This window comes from Burkholderia alba, from assembly GCF_034721475.1.
In the GTDB taxonomy this organism is placed as follows: Bacteria; Pseudomonadota; Gammaproteobacteria; order Burkholderiales; family Burkholderiaceae; genus Burkholderia; species Burkholderia alba.
On the sequence record NZ_JAWJWL010000020.1, the window covers coordinates 51,010 to 70,644 of the forward strand.

At 68.4% G+C, this 19,635-nt stretch carries 21 protein-coding genes and 1 riboswitch; of the genes, 17 read left to right on the forward strand and 4 right to left on the reverse strand.

Annotated elements, in window-relative coordinates; all coding sequences use genetic code 11:
• Positions 1–2: 2 nt before the first annotated feature.
• Positions 3–1,499, forward strand: coding sequence for an alanine/glycine:cation symporter family protein (locus tag RZR99_RS22120; RefSeq protein WP_323121905.1), 1,497 nt, complete (start codon positions 3–5; stop codon positions 1,497–1,499).
• A complete protein-coding gene (thpR, locus tag RZR99_RS22125; protein WP_323121999.1) occupies positions 1,496–2,047 on the forward strand; it encodes an RNA 2',3'-cyclic phosphodiesterase in 552 nt (183 codons plus the stop codon). Before RZR99_RS22120 ends, thpR begins: the two co-directional genes overlap by 4 nt.
• 98 nt (positions 2,048–2,145) lie before the next feature.
• On the opposite strand, the gene RZR99_RS22130 is transcribed toward thpR, so the two are convergent.
• The 4 genes from RZR99_RS22130 to RZR99_RS22145 all read right to left on the reverse strand — a co-directional run bounded on the left by RZR99_RS22130 (position 2,146) and on the right by RZR99_RS22145 (position 7,404).
• Positions 2,146–3,435, reverse strand: coding sequence for a D-amino acid dehydrogenase (locus RZR99_RS22130; protein WP_323121906.1), 1,290 nt, complete (start codon positions 3,433–3,435; stop codon positions 2,146–2,148).
• A 28-nt stretch (positions 3,436–3,463) separates the two neighbouring features.
• Positions 3,464–4,726 (reverse strand): MFS transporter, encoded by a 1,263-nt coding sequence (locus tag RZR99_RS22135; protein WP_323121907.1) that lies wholly within the window; start codon positions 4,724–4,726, stop codon positions 3,464–3,466.
• 144 nt (positions 4,727–4,870) lie between these two features.
• Positions 4,871–5,641: an SDR family NAD(P)-dependent oxidoreductase gene (locus RZR99_RS22140; RefSeq protein ID WP_323121908.1), complete on the reverse strand. Its 771-nt coding sequence runs from the start codon at positions 5,639–5,641 to the stop codon at positions 4,871–4,873.
• The gene (locus tag RZR99_RS22145; RefSeq protein ID WP_323121909.1) at positions 5,638–7,404 is read right to left on the reverse strand and encodes an ABC transporter ATP-binding protein/permease; all 1,767 of its coding nucleotides are present in this window, start codon (positions 7,402–7,404) and stop codon (positions 5,638–5,640) included. The genes RZR99_RS22140 and RZR99_RS22145 overlap by 4 nt, the downstream gene beginning before the upstream one ends.
• 272 nt (positions 7,405–7,676) lie before the next feature.
• Positions 7,677–7,808: riboswitch (TPP riboswitch) on the forward strand.
• 185 nt (positions 7,809–7,993) lie between these two features.
• On the opposite strand from RZR99_RS22145, the gene RZR99_RS22150 reads away from it, so the two are divergent.
• The 15 genes from RZR99_RS22150 to hisG all read left to right on the forward strand — a co-directional run bounded on the left by RZR99_RS22150 (position 7,994) and on the right by hisG (position 19,622).
• Positions 7,994–9,151: an FAD-dependent oxidoreductase gene (locus RZR99_RS22150; protein ID WP_323121910.1), complete on the forward strand. Its 1,158-nt coding sequence runs from the start codon at positions 7,994–7,996 to the stop codon at positions 9,149–9,151.
• Between the two features lie 10 nt (positions 9,152–9,161).
• Positions 9,162–9,359 (forward strand): sulfur carrier protein ThiS, encoded by a 198-nt coding sequence (gene thiS, locus RZR99_RS22155; protein WP_323121911.1) that lies wholly within the window; start codon positions 9,162–9,164, stop codon positions 9,357–9,359.
• 40 nt (positions 9,360–9,399) lie between these two features.
• A complete protein-coding gene (locus RZR99_RS22160) occupies positions 9,400–10,215 on the forward strand; it encodes a thiazole synthase (protein ID WP_323121912.1) in 816 nt (271 codons plus the stop codon).
• A complete protein-coding gene (gene thiE / locus RZR99_RS22165; RefSeq protein ID WP_323121913.1) occupies positions 10,212–11,309 on the forward strand; it encodes a thiamine phosphate synthase in 1,098 nt (365 codons plus the stop codon). Before RZR99_RS22160 ends, thiE begins: the two co-directional genes overlap by 4 nt.
• Before the next feature lie 99 nt (positions 11,310–11,408).
• A complete protein-coding gene (locus tag RZR99_RS22170; RefSeq protein WP_323121914.1) occupies positions 11,409–12,224 on the forward strand; it encodes an ABC transporter ATP-binding protein in 816 nt (271 codons plus the stop codon).
• On the forward strand, positions 12,221–12,988 hold the full coding sequence (gene mlaE, locus RZR99_RS22175; RefSeq protein ID WP_323121915.1) for a lipid asymmetry maintenance ABC transporter permease subunit MlaE: 768 nt from the start codon (positions 12,221–12,223) through the stop codon (positions 12,986–12,988). The genes RZR99_RS22170 and mlaE overlap by 4 nt, the downstream gene beginning before the upstream one ends.
• 12 nt (positions 12,989–13,000) lie before the next feature.
• Positions 13,001–13,510 carry an outer membrane lipid asymmetry maintenance protein MlaD gene (gene mlaD, locus RZR99_RS22180; RefSeq protein WP_323121916.1) on the forward strand — a complete coding sequence of 170 codons (510 nt, stop codon included), beginning with the start codon at positions 13,001–13,003 and terminating at the stop codon, positions 13,508–13,510.
• 29 nt (positions 13,511–13,539) lie between these two features.
• On the forward strand, positions 13,540–14,418 hold the full coding sequence (locus RZR99_RS22185) for an MlaA family lipoprotein (protein WP_323121917.1): 879 nt from the start codon (positions 13,540–13,542) through the stop codon (positions 14,416–14,418).
• 128 nt (positions 14,419–14,546) lie between these two features.
• Complete coding sequence (locus RZR99_RS22190) at positions 14,547–15,173, forward strand: MlaC/ttg2D family ABC transporter substrate-binding protein (RefSeq protein ID WP_323121918.1); 627 nt, start codon at positions 14,547–14,549, stop codon at positions 15,171–15,173.
• Positions 15,170–15,439 (forward strand): STAS domain-containing protein, encoded by a 270-nt coding sequence (locus RZR99_RS22195; protein ID WP_323121919.1) that lies wholly within the window; start codon positions 15,170–15,172, stop codon positions 15,437–15,439. The genes RZR99_RS22190 and RZR99_RS22195 overlap by 4 nt, the downstream gene beginning before the upstream one ends.
• Positions 15,440–15,593: 154 nt before the next feature.
• Complete coding sequence (locus tag RZR99_RS22200) at positions 15,594–16,520, forward strand: ABC transporter ATP-binding protein (protein ID WP_323121920.1); 927 nt, start codon at positions 15,594–15,596, stop codon at positions 16,518–16,520.
• A complete protein-coding gene (locus RZR99_RS22205) occupies positions 16,517–17,272 on the forward strand; it encodes an ABC transporter permease (protein WP_323121921.1) in 756 nt (251 codons plus the stop codon). The genes RZR99_RS22200 and RZR99_RS22205 overlap by 4 nt, the downstream gene beginning before the upstream one ends.
• A 94-nt stretch (positions 17,273–17,366) precedes the next feature.
• Positions 17,367–17,606, forward strand: a complete 240-nt coding sequence (locus tag RZR99_RS22210; RefSeq protein WP_323121922.1) for a BolA family protein — start codon at positions 17,367–17,369, stop codon at positions 17,604–17,606.
• Between the two features lie 13 nt (positions 17,607–17,619).
• On the forward strand, positions 17,620–18,969 hold the full coding sequence (gene murA, locus RZR99_RS22215) for a UDP-N-acetylglucosamine 1-carboxyvinyltransferase (protein WP_323121923.1): 1,350 nt from the start codon (positions 17,620–17,622) through the stop codon (positions 18,967–18,969).
• Positions 18,966–19,622, forward strand: coding sequence for an ATP phosphoribosyltransferase (gene hisG, locus RZR99_RS22220; RefSeq protein WP_323121924.1), 657 nt, complete (start codon positions 18,966–18,968; stop codon positions 19,620–19,622). Before murA ends, hisG begins: the two co-directional genes overlap by 4 nt.
• Positions 19,623–19,635 lie beyond the last annotated feature (13 nt).

Sequence of the window (19,635 nt, forward strand, 5' to 3'; positions counted from 1 at the left end):
GGATGGAAGGATATGTGCATGCGTTGATCGACGGCATCAACGGCATTCTGTGGAGCTACGTGCTGATCGCGCTGCTGTTGGGCGCGGGCCTGTGGTTCACGCTGCGCTTCAGGATGATCCAGTTGAGGGCGCTGTTTCTCAGCATGAAGCTGGTCGGCAGCAAGGGCGAGCCGGGCAGCATTTCGTCCTTCCAGGCGTTCGCGACCGGGCTGGCGAGCCGGGTCGGCACCGGCAACATCGCGGGTGTCGCGGTCGCGCTGACCGTCGGCGGCCCCGGCGCGATTTTCTGGATGTGGATGACGGCGCTGGTCGGGATGTCGTCGGCGTTCGTCGAGGCGACGCTCGCACAGATCTTCAAAGTCTCGCATCATGACGGTACGTATCGCGGCGGTCCCGCGTACTACATCCAGATCGGGCTGCGTTCGCGCGGCTTCGGCGTGCTGTTCTCGCTGTCGCTGATACTCGCGTTCGGCTTCGTGTTCAACGCGGTGCAGGCCAACGCGATCGCCGAGGCGTTCAACACGTCGTTCGGATGGAGCCGCGCGGCGGTCGGCCTCGGTCTGGTGCTGCTGACGGCGCCGATCATTTTCGGCGGCATTCGCCGGATCGCGCACGTCGCGCAGGTGATCGTGCCGCTGATGGCGATCGGCTACCTCGCGCTTGCCGTGTATGCCGTGGCGACGCACTTGACGATGGTGCCGGAGGTGATCGTGTTGATCGTGAAAAGCGCATTCGGCCTCGAGCAGGCGGCGGGCGGCCTGACCGGCTATGCGGTCAGCCAGGCCGTGGCGATCGGCGTGAAGCGCGGCCTGTTCTCGAACGAAGCGGGGATGGGCAGCGCGCCGAACGCGGCGGCGACGGCCAGCACCCGCCATCCGGTCACGCAGGGGCTGATCCAGATGCTCGGCGTGTTCGTCGACACCATCGTGATCTGCAGCGCGACCGCGTTCGTGATCCTGCTGTCCGGCCAGTACGAATTCGGCAAGACCATGGAAGGCGCGGCGCTCACGCAGCGCGCGATTTCGAGTCACGTCGGCGACTGGGGGGGCATCTACATGGCGGTGGCGATCTTTTTCCTGGCGTTTTCGTCGGTGATCGGCAACTACGCGTATGCGGAGGGCAATGTCGAATTCATTACGAAGCGGCGCGGCGCGGTGCTGATTTTCCGGCTCGCGGTGCTGGGGATGGTGATGTTCGGCAGCGTCGGCCAGTTGCCGCTCGTGTGGGCGATGGCCGACACCAGCATGGGCCTGATGGCGCTCATCAACCTGCTCGCGATTCTCGCGCTCGGCAAGTACGCGCTTGCCGCGTGGCGCGATTATCAGCGGCAGCGTTCGGCGGGCGTCGCCGATCCGGTATTCACGCGCAAGACGATTCCCGAGCTGGACAAGGTGTTGCCCGACGATGTGTGGGGCGATCAGGGGCCGTTGCCGCAGGGCGAGCGGCTGGCGGCGTCGCGTGCGCCGTCGGCGCGCTCGGCAGGGTCGGCGGCGCGCTGACCATGACCGGCGACCGGCCCCGCTGCTTCGTCGCGCTGACGCCCGATCCGGGCTCGCGCGACGTGCTGGCGGGGCTGCCGGTCGCGAACGGGGCGCGGCGCACGCCGCGCGCGCAATTGCATCTCACCCTTGCGTTTCTCGGTCCGGTCGAGCGTGCTGGCACGGAACGGTTGGCGCAGCGGCTGCCGCAGCTGGCCGCGTATGACGCGATGCCGGCGCTCGACGTCACGCGCATCGCCCGTTGGCCGAGCACCGCGCATGCGCGGCTCGTGGTGGCCGAACTGGCGCAGCCGGTCGAGGTGATGGCCATGAGCGCCCGCCTGACCGAGGTGCTGCGCGGCCTGGGCCTTCCGCCGGATAGCCGCGCGTTCCGGCCGCACGTGACGCTCGCGCGCCTGCCGCGCGACGCCGATCCGCTTGCTGTAGAGCCGGAGGGCGCGACGCCGGCGGTTGCGCTGCGTTTCGATACGCTCACGCTCTACGAAAGCATCCTGTCGCACCTCGGCGCCGAGCATCGCGTGCTCGCCTCCGTACCGTTGCCGGGGTGAATCCGTGCGCCGGGCCGCCGGCGGCGACGCGCGGCGAGCCGTTCGATCGCATTTGCCGGTCACCCGCCTTCGCCTCGATCGGCGCGCACCGCTCGCCGCTATCCATATCGCGCCAGCGTCAGACCGTCGAGATCGATTTCCGGCGGCTGCCCGGTGACGAGCCCCGCGACGACCTTGCCCGATCCCATCGACATCGCCCAGCCGGTCGAACCGTGTCCGAGGTTCAGCCACAAGCCGTCGATGCCGGACGGCCCGAGCAGCGGCGCGCCGTCCGGCACCATCGGCCGGCGGCCGACCCAGAATTGCGCGGTCGACGGCTCGGCGGCGCGCGGGAACCAGTCGTGCAGCACCTTCATCAGTGTCGCGAGCGCCCGCTCGCGCAGCACCGCGCGCCGGTCGCCCAGCTCGGCGGTTCCGGCCACCCGCAAGGTCGGCCCGAAGCGCGTGATCGCGGTCTTCAGCGACTCGTCCATCAACGCGCCGCGCGGCGCTTTCTCCGCGTCGACGATGGGCAGCGTCGCCGAATAGCCCTTGACCGGATACAGCGGCACGCCCACGCCCAGCGTCGCGAGCAGCGCGGCGCTGTCGACGCCGAGCGCGACGACGACCGCGTCGGCTGCGAGCGTGTCCTCGGAGGGGGCGCCGTCGGGTGCCGGCGCACCGCCCACGCGCGCGAGACGCGCGCTCCGGACGGCGCCGCCGTCGACCTGCACCGCGCGCACCTCGGTATCGAACCGGAACCGCACGCCGTTCGCCGCGCAGATCGCCTTCAGTTCGCGGGTGAAGCGCGCGCAGTCGCCGGCTTCGTCGTCGGGCAGATGCAGCCCGCCGACCGGCTGCACGTTCGCCCAGCGCAGCCCCGGCTCGAGGTTCGCGCAGTCCGCCGCGTTCACCTCGCGGTGCGCGATGCCGGCGTCGCGCAGTACCGCCAGCGCGGGCTGCGCCATCTCGATGTCGAACTCGCTGCGGAACAGCTGCAGATAGCCCTGGCTCGCGCCGTAGTCGAACGGGTGCCGATCGCGGAACGCGTGCAGGCACGCGCGGCTGTAGTACGCGATGCGCTGCATTCGCTGCTTGTTCACGCGAAACCGGGCGAGCTCGCATTCGCGTAGCCAGCGCGCGATCCAGCGCCATTGCGCGGGGTCGAGCGTCGGCCGGAAGATCAGCGGCGACTCGGATTTGAACAGGTACTTGAGCAGTTTCGACGGCATGCCGGGCGCGGCCCAAGGCGTGACGTAACCGGGCGCGATGATGCCCGCGTTGCCGCGGCTCGTGGCCAGCGCGACGTCCGGCTCCCGTTCGATCACGGTGACGTCGCAGCCGGCCTCGCGCAGATAGAACGCGGTGGCGACGCCGATCACGCCGGCGCCGAGAACGATCGTGTGCATGAGGGTTCCGGGAAGTGGGCCGCCGCGTTCAGCCGGCGGATTCGAGGGGGTCGGCGAGCGATTTGCCGCGCGTCTCGGGCAGCACGAGCGCGGCGACGATCACAAGCAGATAGCCGCTGCCCGCGACGTAGCCGATCGCCTTCACGAGCGACATCGACTGCGACAGCGAGCCGACCAGGATCGGGAAGAACGAACCGAGCCCGCGCCCGAGGTTGTAGCAGAAGCCCTGGCCCGAGCCCCGGATCGCGCCGGGATACAGCTCCGACAGATAGGCGCCGACGCCCGCGAAAATCCCCTGCACCACGATGCCGAGCGGAAAACCGAGCAGCAGCATCGCGGCGTCGGTGATGGGCAGCATCGTGTACGCCATGCCGAGCGAGAACGAGCCGATCGCGAACAGGATGAACGACGCGCGGCGGCCGATCCGGTCGGACAGGATCGCGCCGACCAGATAGCCGACGAACGATCCGGCGATCAGCACGATCAGGTAGCCGCTGGTATTGAAGACGGACAGGTGCCGCACGGTTTTCAGGTAGGTCGGCAGCCAGGTGGTGATCGCGTAGTAGCCGCCGAGCATGCCGGTGCAGAGCAGACTGCCGAACACGGTGGCCTTCAGGTGCGGGCCGCTGAAGATCTGCAGGAAGTGTGCGCGCACCGTGCCGGCTTCGCGCGCGCGGCGCGCGGCGATGTAGAGATCGGGGTCCGTGACGTTGCGGCGGATGTAGAGCATCCACAGCGCGGGCACGATGCCGACCCAGAAACAGGCGCGCCACGCATCGTGCTCGGGCAGCAGCGCGAAGAACGCCCAGTACAGGATCGCGGCGGCGGCCCAGCCGACCGACCAGCTGCTCTGCACCGTGCCGACTGCTTTGGCGCGGTGCTGCGGCGAGCGGATCGTTTCCGCCATCATGATCGTCACGACCGACCATTCGCCGCCGAAGCCGAAGCCCTGCAGCGTGCGGGTCGCGAGCAACTGCCAGAACGTATGCGTGAAGCCGGACAGGAACGTGAACACCGCGAAAGTGGCGATGGTCCATTGCAGCACGCGTACCCGGCCGTAGCGGTCCGCGAGGATGCCGGCGAGCCAGCCGCCGACCGCCGACGAGATCAGCGAGCTGGTCGCGATCATCCCCGCTTCGCTTTTCGACATGCCCCACGCGGCGATCAGCGTCGGGATCAGGAACGCGTAGATCATGAAGTCGAACGCGTCGACGGCGTAACCGCCGAAGCCCGCGTACAGCGTGCGGCGCTCGCGCGTCGACAGGTCGTGAAACCACTGGAATGCCCGCATGCGTGCCGCTTCTCCTGTCTCGTCGTCCGATGCGCCGCGCATCTCGCGGCTATTGTACGAGGCGCGGCGGATGGACAAAAAGGCGCGATGCCGATCGGTCGGCCGCCCGTCGGGCGTGAAAGGGCGGGAGCGTTCCGCCGCCCGTCAGCCGAGCGTCAGGCCGCCGTCGACGTGAATCACCTGGCCGGTGATGTGACGCGCGGCATCGGACAGCAGGAAGGCGATCAGCGCCGCGACATCGTCCGGTTCGGCGATGTGCCCGAGCGGGGTGATCTGCGCCGCATGCCGCCAGGCGGCGGCGTTGGCCGTGCTCGGACCCCGCTCCTTGCGCGTGTAGCCCGGCGCGACGGCGTTGACGGTCACCTGCTGCGCCGCCAGCTCGGCCGCGGCGGTCTTTACCAGCGATTCGAGCGCGGCCTTGGCCGCGGCGGTGGCGGCGAAGGGGGTATCCGCCCGGTAGCGGTGCGCGACGAACGAACTGACGGCAACCACCCTGGGCTGCCGGGATGCCGCGAGCGCGGGCCGGGCCGCATCGACAAGCGCGGCGAATGCGCCGGGCATCGCGGCGAACGACGCCGCGAGCGCATCGGCTCCGAGCCCGGCGAGCGGTTGCCGCACCGCATGGCCCGCGTTCGCGACCAACTGGTCGAGTGCGCCGAACGTGTGGAGCGTGGCGGCGACGCAGCGTGCCGCCGTGCCGGCCGCGGCGAGATCGCCGGTGAGCGTCGAGCAGGTTGCGCCCGCCGCGCGGCAGTATGCGGCCACGGCGTCGAGCCGCGCTTGCGCGTCATCGGTCGCGCCGCGCGCGTGCAGCATCAGCCCGACGCCCGGCGCCGCCAGCGAGCGCGCGAGCGCGGCGCCGATGCCGCTGCCCGCGCCCGTGATCAGCACCACGCGCGTGAGCGCCGTGCTCACGCGGCGACCTTGTCGCCGCTGCGGCGCACGTCGAGCGTCCGTTCGTGGAACGGCGCGAGCGATTCGCGATGCGCGACGCTGACGATCGCCGCCTTCGGCAGGCGTTCGTTGAACAGGTGGTACAGCCGCGCCTCGTTGTCGGCGTCGAGCGCGCTCGTCGCTTCGTCGAGGAACAGGTAGTCGGGCTTGTGCAGCAGCACGCGGGCGCCCGCGAGACGCTGCTGCTCGCCGGGCGACAGGATGCGGGTCCAGTGCCCGGTTTCATCGAGGCGATCCGCGTAGCCTTCGAGCCGGCAGGCGCGCAGCGCGTCGCGGCAGGCGTCGTCGGTGAATGCGTCGGCGGCGGCCGGATAGGCGAGCGCCGCTTTCAGCGTGCCGATCGGCAGGTAGCTTTGCTGCGGGACGAACATCATCCGCGCGCCGACCGGCGCGTCGATCGCCCCGTCGCCGAACGGCCACAGACCGGCGAGCGCACGCATCAGCGTGCTCTTGCCGGCGCCGGAGGCGCCGCGCACGAGCCAGCGCGAGCCCGGCTGAATCGCGACGTCGTCGATCGCCGAAAGCGCGTGGCCGTTCGGCAGCGCGAGCTTGAGGCCCGTGGTCGTCACCTGGTTCGCGTCGATGTAGTGCAGGTTGATGCCGCCGTGCTCGGTCGCGGGCGACAGCGACTCCTTCAGATGCGACGCGTGCGTCACGCGCTTGAATTCGCGCAGCCGGTTCACGGTCGCGCGCCACTCGACCAGGGTGCCGTAGCTGTTGATGAACCACGAGAACGAGTCACTGACGGTGCCGAAGGCTTGGGAGATGCGCATCAAGATGCCGAACGAGAATGCACCGGCGAAGTATCGCGGTGCGGCGACCGCGAGCGGGAAGATGATGGCGATTTGTGCGTAGAAGCTCAACACGAAGGTCAGGCGCTTTGTGTATTTCATCACGCGCCACCAGTTGTCGCGGATGCGCTGGAACGTACTTTGGGCGTTGCGTTTCTCGATGTCCTCGCCATCGTAGAACGCAATTTGTTCGGCATTTTCCCGGATTCGGATCAGGCCGAAGCGGAAATCCGCTTCGACGCGTTGCTGTTGGTAATTGATCGAGACGAGGGGGTGTCCCATCTTCCGTATCAGCAGCGAACCGCCGAGCGCGTAAATGATCGCCGCCCAGACCATGTAACCGGGGATGGTCATTGGGCTGCCGGACACCGTGAACGTGATAGCGCCCGCCAGTTGCCAGAGCAGCGGGACGAACACGAAGAGTGTGGCGATGTTCGACAGTAGGTCGAGGGTCAACGACAGCGTCGTGCCCGCGAACGACTGCAGATCGTCGCTGATCCGCTGGTCGGGGTTGTCCGCGAGGCGGTCGCGCTCGATCCGGTAGAACGCGTGATCGCCGAGCCATTCGCTCATGTACTCCGTGGTGAGCCATTGGCGCCAGCGGAAGCCGAGCATCTGGCGCAGGTAGCGTCCATATACCGCGAGCACGATGTACGCGAATGCCAGCGCGGTGAAGAGCAGCATCAGGTGCGGAAAATCCTTGACGTCCTTGGCTTGCAGGGCGTCGTAGAAGCGGCCGTTCCATTGGTTGAACTGCAGCCCGATCCAGACCACGCAGAGCGTGATGAGGATGTTGGGCACCAGCAGCCCCCAGGCAAGCTTCCATTCCGACGAGACCCAGTAGGGCTTGATGAGGCTCCACGCCGACACGTGGCGCTCGTCTTGCGGCGGGCGGGACGGGGCGGGCTGGGCGGAGGGATTCGATTGGGTCATGAGCATCCTGGTGAGAGGCCGGCGGGAAGCCGGGCACTGCGCCGCGCACGGCGCGCCTGAAAAAAGTGCCGCATGAGGGCAGGCGTGCTGCGGATTGTCGCGGCCGCGTCTTAAACGACTCTTAATGCGGGGCCGCCATGCCGTCCGGGCGCGCGGCGGTGCCGCCGGAACCGCCCGGTCCGCCGGACATTGTGCCAGCGCGGGCGGCTTGCGAGCGAATTTGCCGCAGAGTGCCGTTTGCGGCCGTTTCCGCTTTTATGGTCTAATAACCGCCGACGAAACAGGGGTGCTTCGCGCGCCGGCTGCCCGATCATCTGATGCGGGGCGGTGTGCTGCGAGGCTGAGAGAGACCCTTCGCACCCGATCCGGGTAATACCGGCGCGGGAAGTTTCCGATCCCGCCGGGCCGCGCTGGCCGTCATCCCATCTCGTCAGCGCCTTGTCCGCCCGGCCGGCCTCAGCTGCCGGTTTCGTCCTTTTGGGTGCGCGCGCCGCGCGTTGCGGAAGGATTCGATGACCGTTCAATCTTCAGTTTTTTATCCCCTGTTGCCGCCTGGCGGGCTTGAGCGCATGCGCGCCGGAGCGCACCGATGAACGTGCGCGCGTCGCAAGCGGAGTTCGCGGTGCTGGGCGGCGGCCTCGTCGGCCGCCTGATCGCCTGGCGGCTGGCGGGCGAAGGGCATCGGGTCGTGTTGGCCGAGCGCGGCGACGCATCCGGCTCGGGCGCCGCCGCATGGGTCGCGGCCGCGATGCTCGCGCCGCTCGCCGAGGCCGCCAGCGCGGAGCTGCTGATCACCGAGCTGGGCGCGGCGTCGCTCGATACCTGGCCGCGCTGGCTCGCCCGGCTTCCCGAACCGGTGTTCTACCAGCGCAACGGCACGCTCGTGGTCTGGCATCACGCGGACCGCGCCGAGGCGCCGCTGTTCGAGCGCCGGGTGCGCGCGAACGCACCCGCGGCACTGCTCGACGGCGGCTTCGTCACGCTGGCCGGCGCGCAGCTGGACGCGGCCGAACCCGTGCTCGCGGGCCGCTTCGCGCGGGGCCTGCTGCTGCCGCACGAGGGGCAGCTCGACAACCGGCAGACCCTGCATGCGTTCGCGGCGGGCCTGGCCGAGCGGGGCGTCGAAACGCACTGGAATACCGCCGTCGATGCCGCGACGGCGCCCGCCGCGCGCATCACGATCGATTGCCGGGGGCTCGGCGCGAAGCCGGTGTTCCCGACGCTGCGCGGCATTCGCGGCGAAGTCGCGCGCGTGCATGCGCCCGGCATCGGCCTGACGCGCCCCGTGCGGCTGCTGCATCCGCGTTATCCGCTCTACATCGCGCCGAAGGAACAGGATCTGTACGTGATCGGCGCGACCGAAGTGGAGGGCGAGGACATGTCGCCCGTCAGCGTGCGCTCCGCGCTGGAGCTGCTGAGCGCCGCGTTCTCCGTGCATCCGGCGTTCGGCGAGGCGCGCATCCTCGAACTGAATTCGCAGTGCCGCCCGACCCTGCCCGACCATCGTCCGGCGCTCGTCTGGGACGGCCGTGCGACGCTGGCCGTCAACGGGCTGTACCGCCACGGCTTCATGATCGCGCCGGAAGTGGCGGAGCAGGCGGTGCGGTTCGCGCAGGCGCTGCTCGAGCGCAAGGTGGCGGACGCCGATACCTTCGCCGCCTGGCGCGCCGACGCGCGCTGGCCGGCGCTGCTGCAACACGGCGAAGCGCGCGAGCCCGCGCAGGCGTGCCACCCCATCCGACTTTGACTTTCGCATCATGGACATCCAGATCAATCAACAGACGCTGACCGTGCCCGACGGCGCAACGGTCGCCGATGCGCTCGCCGCCTTCGGCGCGCGCCCGCCGTTCGCCGTCGCGCTGAACGGCACGTTCGTCGCGCGCGCGCAGCACGCGGCGCGCGCGCTGGCGGCGGGCGACCGGCTCGACGTCGTGCATCCGGTCGCGGGCGGCTGACGCCGCCCGCCCCGTCCCCGGCATAACCAGGATTTTCCCCATGACGTCTCCGATTCCCGCCGATGCGCTCACGCTGTACGGCAAAACCTTAGCGAGCCGCGTGCTGATCGGCACGTCGCGCTATCCGTCGCTGCAGTCGCTGTCCGATTCGATCGCGGCGTCGCGGCCGGGCATGGTGACGGTCGCGCTGCGCCGCCAGATGAACGCCGGCACCGCCGAAGCGGGCTTCTTCGAACTGTTGAAGCGGCACGGCGTGCCGCTGTTGCCGAATACCGCCGGCTGCCAGACGGTGGCCGAGGCCGTGACCACCGCGCAGATGGCCCGCGAGGTGTTCGAGACCGACTGGATCAAGCTGGAGCTGATCGGCGACGACTACACGCTGCAGCCCGACCCCGTCGGACTGATCGAGGCGGCCACGCAACTCGTGAAGGACGGCTTCAAGGTGCTGCCGTACTGCACCGAGGATCTCGTGATCGGCCGCCGCCTGCTCGACGCCGGCTGCGAGGCGCTGATGCCGTGGGGCGCGCCGATCGGCACCGGCAAGGGCGTCGTCAATCCGTACGGGCTGCGCGTGCTGCGCGAACGCCTGCCGGACGTGCCGCTGATCGTCGACGCGGGGCTCGGCGTGCCGTCGCACGCGTGCCAGGTGATGGAGTGGGGCTTCGACGGCGTGCTGCTCAACACGGCCGTGTCGCAGGCAACGCACCCCGAAATCATGGCGCGCGCGTTTGCGCAGGGCGTCGAGGCCGGACGCGCCGCGTATCTCGCGGGGCCGATGGATGCGCGCGAAACCGCGGAGGCGAGTACGCCCGTGGTCGGCATGCCGTTCTGGCACCAGGACGGGGGCGGCGCGTGAGCGTCGCGCTGTCGGGCGCGTTCTGGCCGCCCGCCGACGAACTCACCGAAGCTGCCGAGCGGATTCGCGCGGTGCTCGGCGTCTGGCCGGCGCCTGATACGCGCTCGCGCATCTGTCTCGCGCCGCCGGATCGTCCCGGCGCGGGCGACCTGATCGTGGTTCGCGCCGACGCCTGCGCGGCGGCGGACATGCGGCGCCTGACCGCGCTCGGCGCGGGCGTGGTCGTGATCGAGGGACGGGCGGCGACGCTGCATCTCGGCGGCGCCCGCCATGCACTGGCCGGCGCCGCGCCGCTCGCCGGCGACTGGCTCGCCGCGTTCGCGGCCTTCCTCGACTGCGGTTTCGCGCCGCCGGACGCGCTGGTGCTGGCGCTCGCATGGCGCGACGGCGACGAAGTTCGTGGCGGCGATCCGTGGCCGGCCGATCCGGTGCGCTTTCCTCGCATCGCCGATGCCGCCGTCGCGCCGGCGTTCGCGTTTCCGCGCTGTCCGGCGCGGCTCGGCCTGTATCCGGTGCTGCCGGACGCCGGCTGGGTCGAGCGGGTGCTGGACTGCGGCGTGACGACCGTGCAGCTGCGCGTGAAGGATGCCGCCCCGGACGTGCTGCGCGCGGAGATCGAGCGCGCCGTGGCGGCGGGGCGGCGCTACCCGGATGCCTGCGTGTTCATCAACGATCACTGGCGGCTGGCGCTGGATGCCGGCGCCTACGGCGTGCATCTGGGCCAGGAGGATCTGGAAACCGCGGATCTGGCCGCACTCGCCGCCGCGGGCGTCCGGCTCGGCCTGTCCAGCCACGGCTATTGCGAGATGCTGTATGCGCTACGGGTGCGGCCGAGCTATCTGGCGCTCGGCCCGGTGTTCGCGACCTCGACCAAGGCGGTTGCCGCGCCGCCGCAGGGGCTGGCCCGGATCGCCCGCTACGCGCGCTTCGCGGGCGGCCAGGCGCCGCTCGTCGCGATCGGCGGGATCGACCTCGGCACGCTGCCGGCCGTGCTTGCCACGGGGGTGGGCAGCGTCGCGGTGGTGAGCGCGGTGACCGGCGCGGCGGACTATCGGGCTGCGATTATTGCGTTGCAGCAATCGTTCCGCCGATAATTTGACAATCTTTGTTGGGAACTCGATTCGGGGCGTCACGGCATCATTCCGTTGCAGGCCCTATAATTCCGCGTTCCGCGTAAAAGGATTGTCAGCTCCGTGAGCTCCCCCGAGACCCTGCTAGAACTCCGCGACGTCGCTTTCGGCTATGGCGACCGCCTTGTCCTGTCGAACCTGAACATGCGCTTCGGGCGCGGTCAGGTGGTGGCGGTCATGGGCGGCTCGGGCTGCGGCAAGACCACGGTGCTGCGGCTGATCGGCGGCCTCGTGCGCGCTCGCGCCGGCCAGGTGCTGTTCGACGGCGCCGATGTCGGCGCGCAGTCGCGCGACGGCCTGTACGCGCTGCGCCGCAAGATGGGCATGCTGTTCCAGTTCGGCGCGCTGTTTACCGACATGTCGGTGTTCGAGAACGTCGCGTTCGCGCTGCGCGAGCACACCGACCTGCCCGAGGATCTGATCCGCGATCTGGTGCTGATGAAGCTCAACGCGGTCGGACTGCGCGGCGCGCGCGACCTGATGCCGTCGGAGGTGTCGGGCGGCATGGCGCGGCGCGTGGCGCTCGCGCGGGCGATCGCGCTCGATCCGCAGCTGATGATGTACGACGAGCCGTTCGCCGGCCTCGATCCGATTTCGCTCGGCATCACCGCGAACCTGATCCGCACGCTGAACCAGGCGCTCGGCGCCACCTCGATCCTCGTGACGCACGACGTGCCGGAATCGTTCGCGATCGCCGACTACGTGTACTTTCTCGCGAACGGCGGCGTGCTCGCGCAGGGTACGCCCGACGAGCTGCGCGCATCGACCGATCCGAGCGTGCGCCAGTTCATCGACGGCACGCCGGACGGTCCGTTCAAATTTCACTACATGAGCCAGCCGCTCGACGCGGACTTCGGGCTCGGCGGAGGGCGCGGATGATCAGCGCGGTCGGACGTTTTGTGATCGGCGGTCTCGAACAGGCGGGCTATGCGGCCCGCATGTTCGTCCGTCTCGTGCTCGAATTCTTCCCGCTGCTGCGGCGGCCGCGGCTCGTCACGAAGCAGATCCACTTCCTGGGTAATTATTCGTTCGTGATCATTGCCGTGTCGGGCCTGTTCGTCGGTTTCGTGCTCGGCTTGCAGGGGTATTACACGCTGAACCGCTACGGCTCCGAGCAGGCGCTCGGGCTGCTGGTCGCGCTGTCGCTCGTGCGCGAGCTCGGCCCCGTCGTGACCGCGCTGCTGTTCGCCGGCCGCGCGGGCACGTCGCTCACCGCCGAAATCGGCCTGATGAAGGCGGGCGAGCAACTGACCGCGCTCGAGATGATGGCGGTCGACCCGCTCAAGACGGTGATCGCGCCGCGGATGTGGGCCGGGATCATCACGATGCCGCTGCTGGCCGCGATCTTCAGCGCGGTGGGCGTCCTGGGCGGCTATGTGGTCGGCGTGATCCTGATCGGCGTCGATCCGGGCGCGTTCTGGTCGCAGATGCAAGGCGGCGTCGATGTCTGGAGCGACGTCGGCAACGGCGTGCTGAAAAGCGTCGTGTTCGGCTTTGCCGTGACGTTCGTTGCACTGTTTCAAGGTTACGAAGCGAAGCCGACGCCCGAAGGCGTGTCGCGCGCGACGACCAAAACCGTCGTGTACGCGTCGCTCGCCGTACTCGGCCTCGATTTTCTGCTGACCGCGCTGATGTTCAGCTAAGCCTTTTCTGGGATGACGATGAAAAAGACTGCTCTCGACTTCTGGGTCGGCCTGTTTGTGGTGCTGGGCTTCATTGCGCTGCTGTTCCTCGCGCTGAAGGTCGGTAACATGAGCTCGCTGTCGTTCCAGGCGACCTACCCGGTGAAGATGAGGTTCGACAACATCGGCGGCCTGAAGCCGCGCGCCGCCGTGAAAAGCGCGGGCGTCGTGGTCGGCCGCGTAGAATCCATCGGGTTCGATACGAACACCTACCAGGCGCTCGTCACGATCGATCTCGACAAGCAATATCCGTTTCCGAAAGATTCCTCCGCGAAGATCCTGACGTCCGGCCTGCTCGGCGAGCAGTACATCGGCCTCGAGCCGGGCGGCGACACCCAGATGCTGAAGGCGGGCGACACGATCGCGATGACCCAGTCGGCGATCGTGCTGGAGAACCTGATCGGCCAGTTCCTGTACAGCAAGGCGGCGGACGCGGGCGGTGCGAAGCCCGCGGCGGCGGCCTCCGGAACGGCCGGGCAATAAACACAGACGAGAGAAGAGGGAAGATCATCATGCAGACGATGCGGATCAGGAACGCGGTACTCGCGGCGGCGGCAGTCGCGGCGATGAGCGGCTGTGCGACGGTGCAGACCCCGACCAAGGGCGATCCGTTCGAAGGCTTCAACCGGACGATGTACAAGTTCAACGACACCGTGGATACCTACGCGCTGAAGCCCGTCGCGCAAGGGTATGCGTGGGCGGTGCCGCAGCCGGTGCGCGACAGCGTCACGAATTTCTTCTCGAACATCGGCGACGCGTACATCGCCGCGAACAACATCGCGCAGTTGAAGATCGCCGACGGCGTCGGCGACATCATGCGGGTCGTGATCAATACGGTGTTCGGCGTCGGCGGCCTGTTCGACGTCGCGACGCTCGCGAAACTGCCGAAGCATACGGCCGACTTCGGGCTGACGATGGGGCACTACGGCGTGCCGTCCGGCCCGTACCTGGTGCTGCCGCTGCTCGGGCCGAGCACGGTGCGCGACACGGCCGGCCTCGCGGTCGACTACGTCGGCAACCCGCTCACCTACGTGAAACCGGACGGCGTGAGCTGGGGCCTGTTCGGCGTGAATCTCGTGAATACCCGGGCGAACCTGCTGGGCGCGGGCGACGTGCTGAACGCGGCGGCGATCGACAAGTATTCGTTCGTGCGCAACGCCTACCTGCAACGCCGCCAGGGGCTGATCAGCGGCAGCACCGCCGACAGCCTGCCCGACTACAGCGGCGAGGCGCTGCCGAAGTACGACATGCCGGATACCGGCGCGGCGGCGCCCGCGAGCGGTGCGGCCGCAGAGGCGCCGAACCCGGGCAGCTCGACCAGCGTGCCTGCCCAGCAGTTCGTGCCGCCGTCGCCGGGCGGCCTGCATCTGCCGAACATCCGTTTGCCTTGATGGTTCGATAGATTCGCTATTTACATTCGTTACAGCCGGAAACGATTCAGTGGATTACGGCCGCGAACTTGCGCTACCGTAGCCGGTTCCAAGCTTCGCACTGACTCCTTTGACGCAGGACATAACATATGAAGAAACTGTTTCTGATCCCCCTCGCCGCCGCGTTCTTCTCGTTCGGCAGCGCCGCTTACGCGCAGGTCGACCAGGGCAATCCGCAGGCGCTCATCAAGTCCGCGACGCAGCAGGTGCTCGACGAAGTCCGCACCCAGACGATCAAGCAGGGCGATATCGCCCGGATCACCACGATCGTCAACAAGGACATCCTGCCGTACACCGACTTCCAGCGCACCACGCAGCTCGCGATGGGCCGCAACTGGCGCACGGCGACGCCCGCGCAGCAGCAGCAGGTCGTCGAGCAGTTCAAGTCGCTCCTGATCCGGACCTATGCGGGCGCGCTCGCGCAGTTGAAGCCGGACCAGCAGATCCAGTACCCGCCGTTCCGCGCCGATCCGGCCGACACGGACGTGGTGGTGCGCACGGTCGCGATGAACAACGGCCAGCCGGTGCAGATCGACTACCGCCTGTACAAGACGCCGCAGGGCTGGCGCGTGTATGACCTGAACGTGCTGGGCGCATGGCTGATCCAGACGTACCAGCAGCAGTTCAACGAAAAAATCCAGCAAAGCGGCGTGGACGGCCTGATCCAGTTCCTCACGCAGCGCAACGCGCAGCTGGCGTCGGGCAAGGCGTCGTGAAGCCTTTCAACGCGGGCGCCACGCTGACCCACGCGAGCGCGAAAGCCGCGCTCGCGGCGGGTCTCGCGCAGATCGACGCGGGGGCGACCGCCGTCGATTGCGCCGCGCTCGCGCAGTTCGATTCGTCGGCGCTGGCGGTGCTCCTGGCATGGCAGCGCGCGGCCCGCGCGCGCGGCGTCTCGCTCGACGTGATCCATCTGCCGCCCAAACTCGCCAGCCTCGCGCAGGCCTACGGTATCGATACGCTCCTCTCCGAGCGACATTGACGCTCCCGTCAGGGTTCGGCGCGGGTTTCGCGCCCGGACCCGCCCTTCGGTTTGCCCTATAATCGAACGTTTGCGGGGCTGTCAACCGGCCCCCTTTTTCCCCTTTCGTATCAAGCACAGAGAAGGCGTCGCGGCCGCCACGTCGCGCACAGTCATGTCAGCCATAGAAATCCGTCACGTCAAGAAGCGCTACAAAGCGCTTCAGGCGCTCAAGGGCGTCAGCCTGTCGGTCGAAGAAGGTGAGTTTTTCGGTTTGCTCGGTCCGAACGGCGCCGGCAAAACCACCCTCATCAGCATTCTCGCCGGGCTCGCGCGGGCCGATGAAGGCAGCATCGCGGTCCGTGGCCACGACGTCGTCAAGGATTTCCGCGCCGCGCGCCGCGCGCTCGGCGTGGTGCCGCAGGAACTGGTATTCGATCCGTTCTTCTCCGTGCGCGAGACGCTGCGCATCCAGTCCGGCTATTTCGGTCTGCGCCACAACGACGACTGGATCGACGAGGTGATGGCGAATCTCGACCTCACCGAAAAAGCCGATGCGAACATGCGCGCGCTGTCGGGCGGCATGAAGCGACGCGTGCTGGTCGCGCAGGCGCTCGTGCATCGGCCGCCCGTGATCGTGCTCGACGAGCCGACCGCCGGCGTCGACGTCGAGCTGCGCCAGACGCTGTGGAAATTCATCTCGCGGCTGAACCGCGAAGGCCACACGATCGTGCTGACCACCCACTATCTGGAAGAAGCGGAAGCGCTGTGCGACCGGATCGCGATGCTGCGGCGCGGCGAGGTGGTGGCGCTCGACCGCACCAGCGCGCTGCTGCAGCGCTTCTCGGGGCTGCAGCTGTTCGTGCGCCTGTCGCAAGGCGTGCTGCCCGCCGAGCTGCGCGCGCTCGAGACCGACCTGGCCGGGTCCGCGAACCGCGAGCACCTGCTGCGCCTCGCGAGCTACGACGACGTCGACCGGATCCTCGCGCAGTGCCGCGCGGCCGGGTGCGCATTCGATGAAATCGAGATCCGCAAGGCCGATCTCGAAGATGTGTTCGTGCAGGTCATGAACGGAGCCGAGGTAATCGAGGGGTTGGCATGAGCGGGTTCCGCACGCTGTTCTACAAGGAAATTCTGCGTTTCTGGAAGGTGTCGTTCCAGACGGTGCTCGCGCCCGTCGTGACCGCGCTGCTGTATCTGACGATTTTCGGCCACGCGCTGTCGGGCCGCGTCGAGGTGTATCCGGGCGTCGAGTACGTGAGCTTCCTCGTGCCCGGCCTCGTGATGATGAGCGTGCTGCAGAACGCGTTCGCCAACAGCTCGTCGTCGCTGATCCAGTCGAAGATCACCGGCAATCTGGTGTTCATGCTGCTGCCGCCGCTGTCGTACAGCGACATCTTCGGCGCGTACGTGCTCGCGTCGGTCGTGCGCGGCCTCGCGGTGGGCGCCGGGGTGTTCGTCGTCACGGTCTGGTTCATCCCGATGAGCTTCGCCGCGCCGTTCTTCATCGTCGGATTCGCGCTGCTGGGTTCGGCGATCCTCGGCACGCTCGGCCTGATCGCCGGGATCTGGGCCGAGAAGTTCGACCAGCTCGCCGCATTCCAGAATTTCCTCATCATGCCGCTCACGTTCCTGTCGGGCGTGTTCTATTCGACGCATTCGCTGCCGCCCGTGTGGCGCGAGGTGTCGCGGCTCAACCCGTTTTTCTACATGATCGACGGCTTCCGCTACGGGTTCTTCGGCATCGCCGACATCAACCCGTACGAGAGCCTCGCGGTCGTCGCCGGTTTCTTCGTGCTGCTCGCGCTGATCGCGATGCGGCTCCTTGCCACCGGCTACAAACTGCGCCATTGATACGAAGCGCGCCCCGCCCGCCGTGTCCGCCGCCCGCCAACGGAGCGCGCCGGTCCGCGGAGGGCGGCCCGGCGCATACTGACAGGAGCATTTCATGTTGCCGACTCCCGAACAGGTCAAGCAATACATCGCAGGCGGACTCGCCTGCACCCATCTGGTAGTCGAAGGCGACGGCCAGCACTTCTTCGCGACGATCGTCTCGCCCGCCTTCGAGGGCAAGCGGCCGATCCAGCGGCACCAGCTGGTCTATGCGGCGCTCGGCGATCGCATGAAGCAGGAAATCCACGCGCTCAGCATGAAGACGCTGACGCCCGCCGAATGGCAGAACGCATAATCGGAATCAGTCAGTGCAAGTTACAGTCAACGAACGCGACGCCGTCCAGAGCGTCGCCACGGCAAGCCCGGCCGGCAATCGGGACGCGCAAGGACATGGCATGGACAAACTCGTGATCGAAGGCGGCCAGCGTCTGACTGGCGAGATCCGCGTGTCCGGCGCGAAGAACGCGGCGCTGCCGATTCTGTGCGCGGGGCTGCTGTCCCCGGAGCCGGTGCACCTGGACAACGTGCCGAACCTGCAGGACGTCCGCACCACGCTGAAGCTGCTCGGCCAGATGGGCATGCGCGCCGGCATGGACGGCGCGCGCGTGCAGCTCGACGCGTCGGGTGTCGACAATCCGGTCGCGCCCTACGAGCTGGTGAAGACGATGCGTGCGTCGATCCTCGTGCTCGGCCCGCTCGTCGCGCGCTTCGGCGAGGCGAAGGTGTCGCTGCCGGGCGGCTGCGCGATCGGCGCGCGGCCGGTCGACCAGCACATCAAGGGCCTGCAGGCGATGGGCGCCGAGATCAACATCGAGCACGGCTTCATCGAGGCCCGCGCGAAGCGGCTGAAGGGCGCGCGGATCGTGACCGACATGATCACCGTCACCGGCACCGAGAACCTGCTGATGGCGGCGACCCTCGCCGACGGCGAAACGGTGATCGAGAACGCCGCGCGCGAGCCCGAGGTCAGCGACCTCGCGCACCTGCTCGTCGCGATGGGCGCGAAGATCGACGGAATCGGCACCGACCGCCTGGTGATCCAGGGCGTCGACCGGCTGCACGGCGCGTCGCACGCGGTGATTCCCGACCGGATCGAGGCGGGCACGTTCCTGTGCGCGGTCGCGGCGGCGGGCGGCGACGTGAAGCTGACCGGCGTGCGCGCGCACATCCTCGACGCGGTGATCGACAAGCTGCGCGAGGCGGGCGTGTCGATCGAGGAAGGCGGCGACTGGCTGCGCGTCACCATGGACCGCCGTCCGTCGGCGGTCACGATCCGCACCTCCGAATACCCGGCGTTCCCGACCGACATGCAGGCGCAGTTCATGGCGCTCAATGCGATCGCGGACGGTACCGCGCAGGTGGTCGAAACCATCTTCGAGAACCGCTTCATGCACGTGCAGGAGCTGAACCGCCTCGGCGCGAACATCACGATCGACGGCAATACCGCCCTCGTCACCGGCGTCGGCAAGCTGTCCGGCGCGAAGGTGATGGCGACCGACCTGCGCGCGTCGGCGAGCCTCGTGATCGCGGGCCTGCGCGCGGAAGGCGAGACCCTGATCGACCGGATCTACCACCTCGACCGCGGCTACGACCGGATGGAAGCGAAGCTGACGGCGGTCGGCGCGAAGGTGCGCCGCCTCTCCGGGAGCGAAGCATGAACGCGCCGTTGACGCTGGCCCTGTCGAAAGGGCGTATCTTCGAGGAAACCGTGCCGCTGCTCGCGGCGGCGGGCGTGCAGGTGGCCGAGGATCCGGAAACGTCGCGCAAGCTGATCCTGCCGACGACCGATCCGAACCTGCGGGTGATCATCGTGCGCGCGACCGACGTGCCCACCTACGTCGAATACGGCGCCGCCGATTTCGGCGTGGCGGGCAAGGACGTGCTGCTCGAGCATGGCGGCGGCGGACTGTATCAGCCGATCGACCTGGACATCGCGCGCTGCCGGATGTCGGTGGCGGTGCCCGCGGGCTTCGACTATGCGAACGCGGTGCGCCAGGGCGCGCGGCTGCGGGTCGCGACGAAGTACGTCGATACCGCGCGCGAGCACTTCGCGGCGAAGGGCGTGCACGTCGACCTGATCAAGCTGTACGGCTCGATGGAGCTGGCGCCGCTCGTCGGCCTCGCCGACGCGATCGTCGACCTGGTGAGCTCGGGCGGCACCTTGAAGGCGAACAATCTGGTCGAGGTGGAGGAGATCATGCCGATCTCGTCGCGCCTCGTCGTGAATCAGGCTGCGCTCAAGCTGAAGCGCGCCGCGCTGAAGCCGTTTCTCGACGCGTTCGAACGCGCGTCGCTGCAAAACGGGGCCTGACCGCCCGCGGCGA

Bases quoted from the DNA above. Each gene is read 5' to 3' on its own strand.
- mlaD (WP_323121916.1), top strand. From the start codon at position 13,001: ATGACGATGAAAAAGACTGCTCTCGACTTCTGGGTCGGCCTGTTTGTG.
- RZR99_RS22185 (WP_323121917.1), top strand. From the start codon at position 13,540: ATGCAGACGATGCGGATCAGGAACGCGGTACTCGCGGCGGCGGCAGTC.
- RZR99_RS22130 (WP_323121906.1), bottom strand. From the start codon at position 3,435: ATGCACACGATCGTTCTCGGCGCCGGCGTGATCGGCGTCGCCACCGCG.
- RZR99_RS22160 (WP_323121912.1), top strand. From the start codon at position 9,400: ATGACGTCTCCGATTCCCGCCGATGCGCTCACGCTGTACGGCAAAACC.
- RZR99_RS22190 (WP_323121918.1), top strand. From the start codon at position 14,547: ATGAAGAAACTGTTTCTGATCCCCCTCGCCGCCGCGTTCTTCTCGTTC.
- RZR99_RS22200 (WP_323121920.1), top strand. From the start codon at position 15,594: ATGTCAGCCATAGAAATCCGTCACGTCAAGAAGCGCTACAAAGCGCTT.
- hisG (WP_323121924.1), top strand. From the start codon at position 18,966: ATGAACGCGCCGTTGACGCTGGCCCTGTCGAAAGGGCGTATCTTCGAG.
- mlaE (WP_323121915.1), top strand. From the start codon at position 12,221: ATGATCAGCGCGGTCGGACGTTTTGTGATCGGCGGTCTCGAACAGGCG.
- RZR99_RS22120 (WP_323121905.1), top strand. From the start codon at position 3: ATGGAAGGATATGTGCATGCGTTGATCGACGGCATCAACGGCATTCTG.
- RZR99_RS22205 (WP_323121921.1), top strand. From the start codon at position 16,517: ATGAGCGGGTTCCGCACGCTGTTCTACAAGGAAATTCTGCGTTTCTGG.
- RZR99_RS22210 (WP_323121922.1), top strand. From the start codon at position 17,367: ATGTTGCCGACTCCCGAACAGGTCAAGCAATACATCGCAGGCGGACTC.
- thiS (WP_323121911.1), top strand. From the start codon at position 9,162: ATGGACATCCAGATCAATCAACAGACGCTGACCGTGCCCGACGGCGCA.
- RZR99_RS22145 (WP_323121909.1), bottom strand. From the start codon at position 7,404: ATGACCCAATCGAATCCCTCCGCCCAGCCCGCCCCGTCCCGCCCGCCG.
- RZR99_RS22135 (WP_323121907.1), bottom strand. From the start codon at position 4,726: ATGCGGGCATTCCAGTGGTTTCACGACCTGTCGACGCGCGAGCGCCGC.
- RZR99_RS22150 (WP_323121910.1), top strand. From the start codon at position 7,994: ATGAACGTGCGCGCGTCGCAAGCGGAGTTCGCGGTGCTGGGCGGCGGC.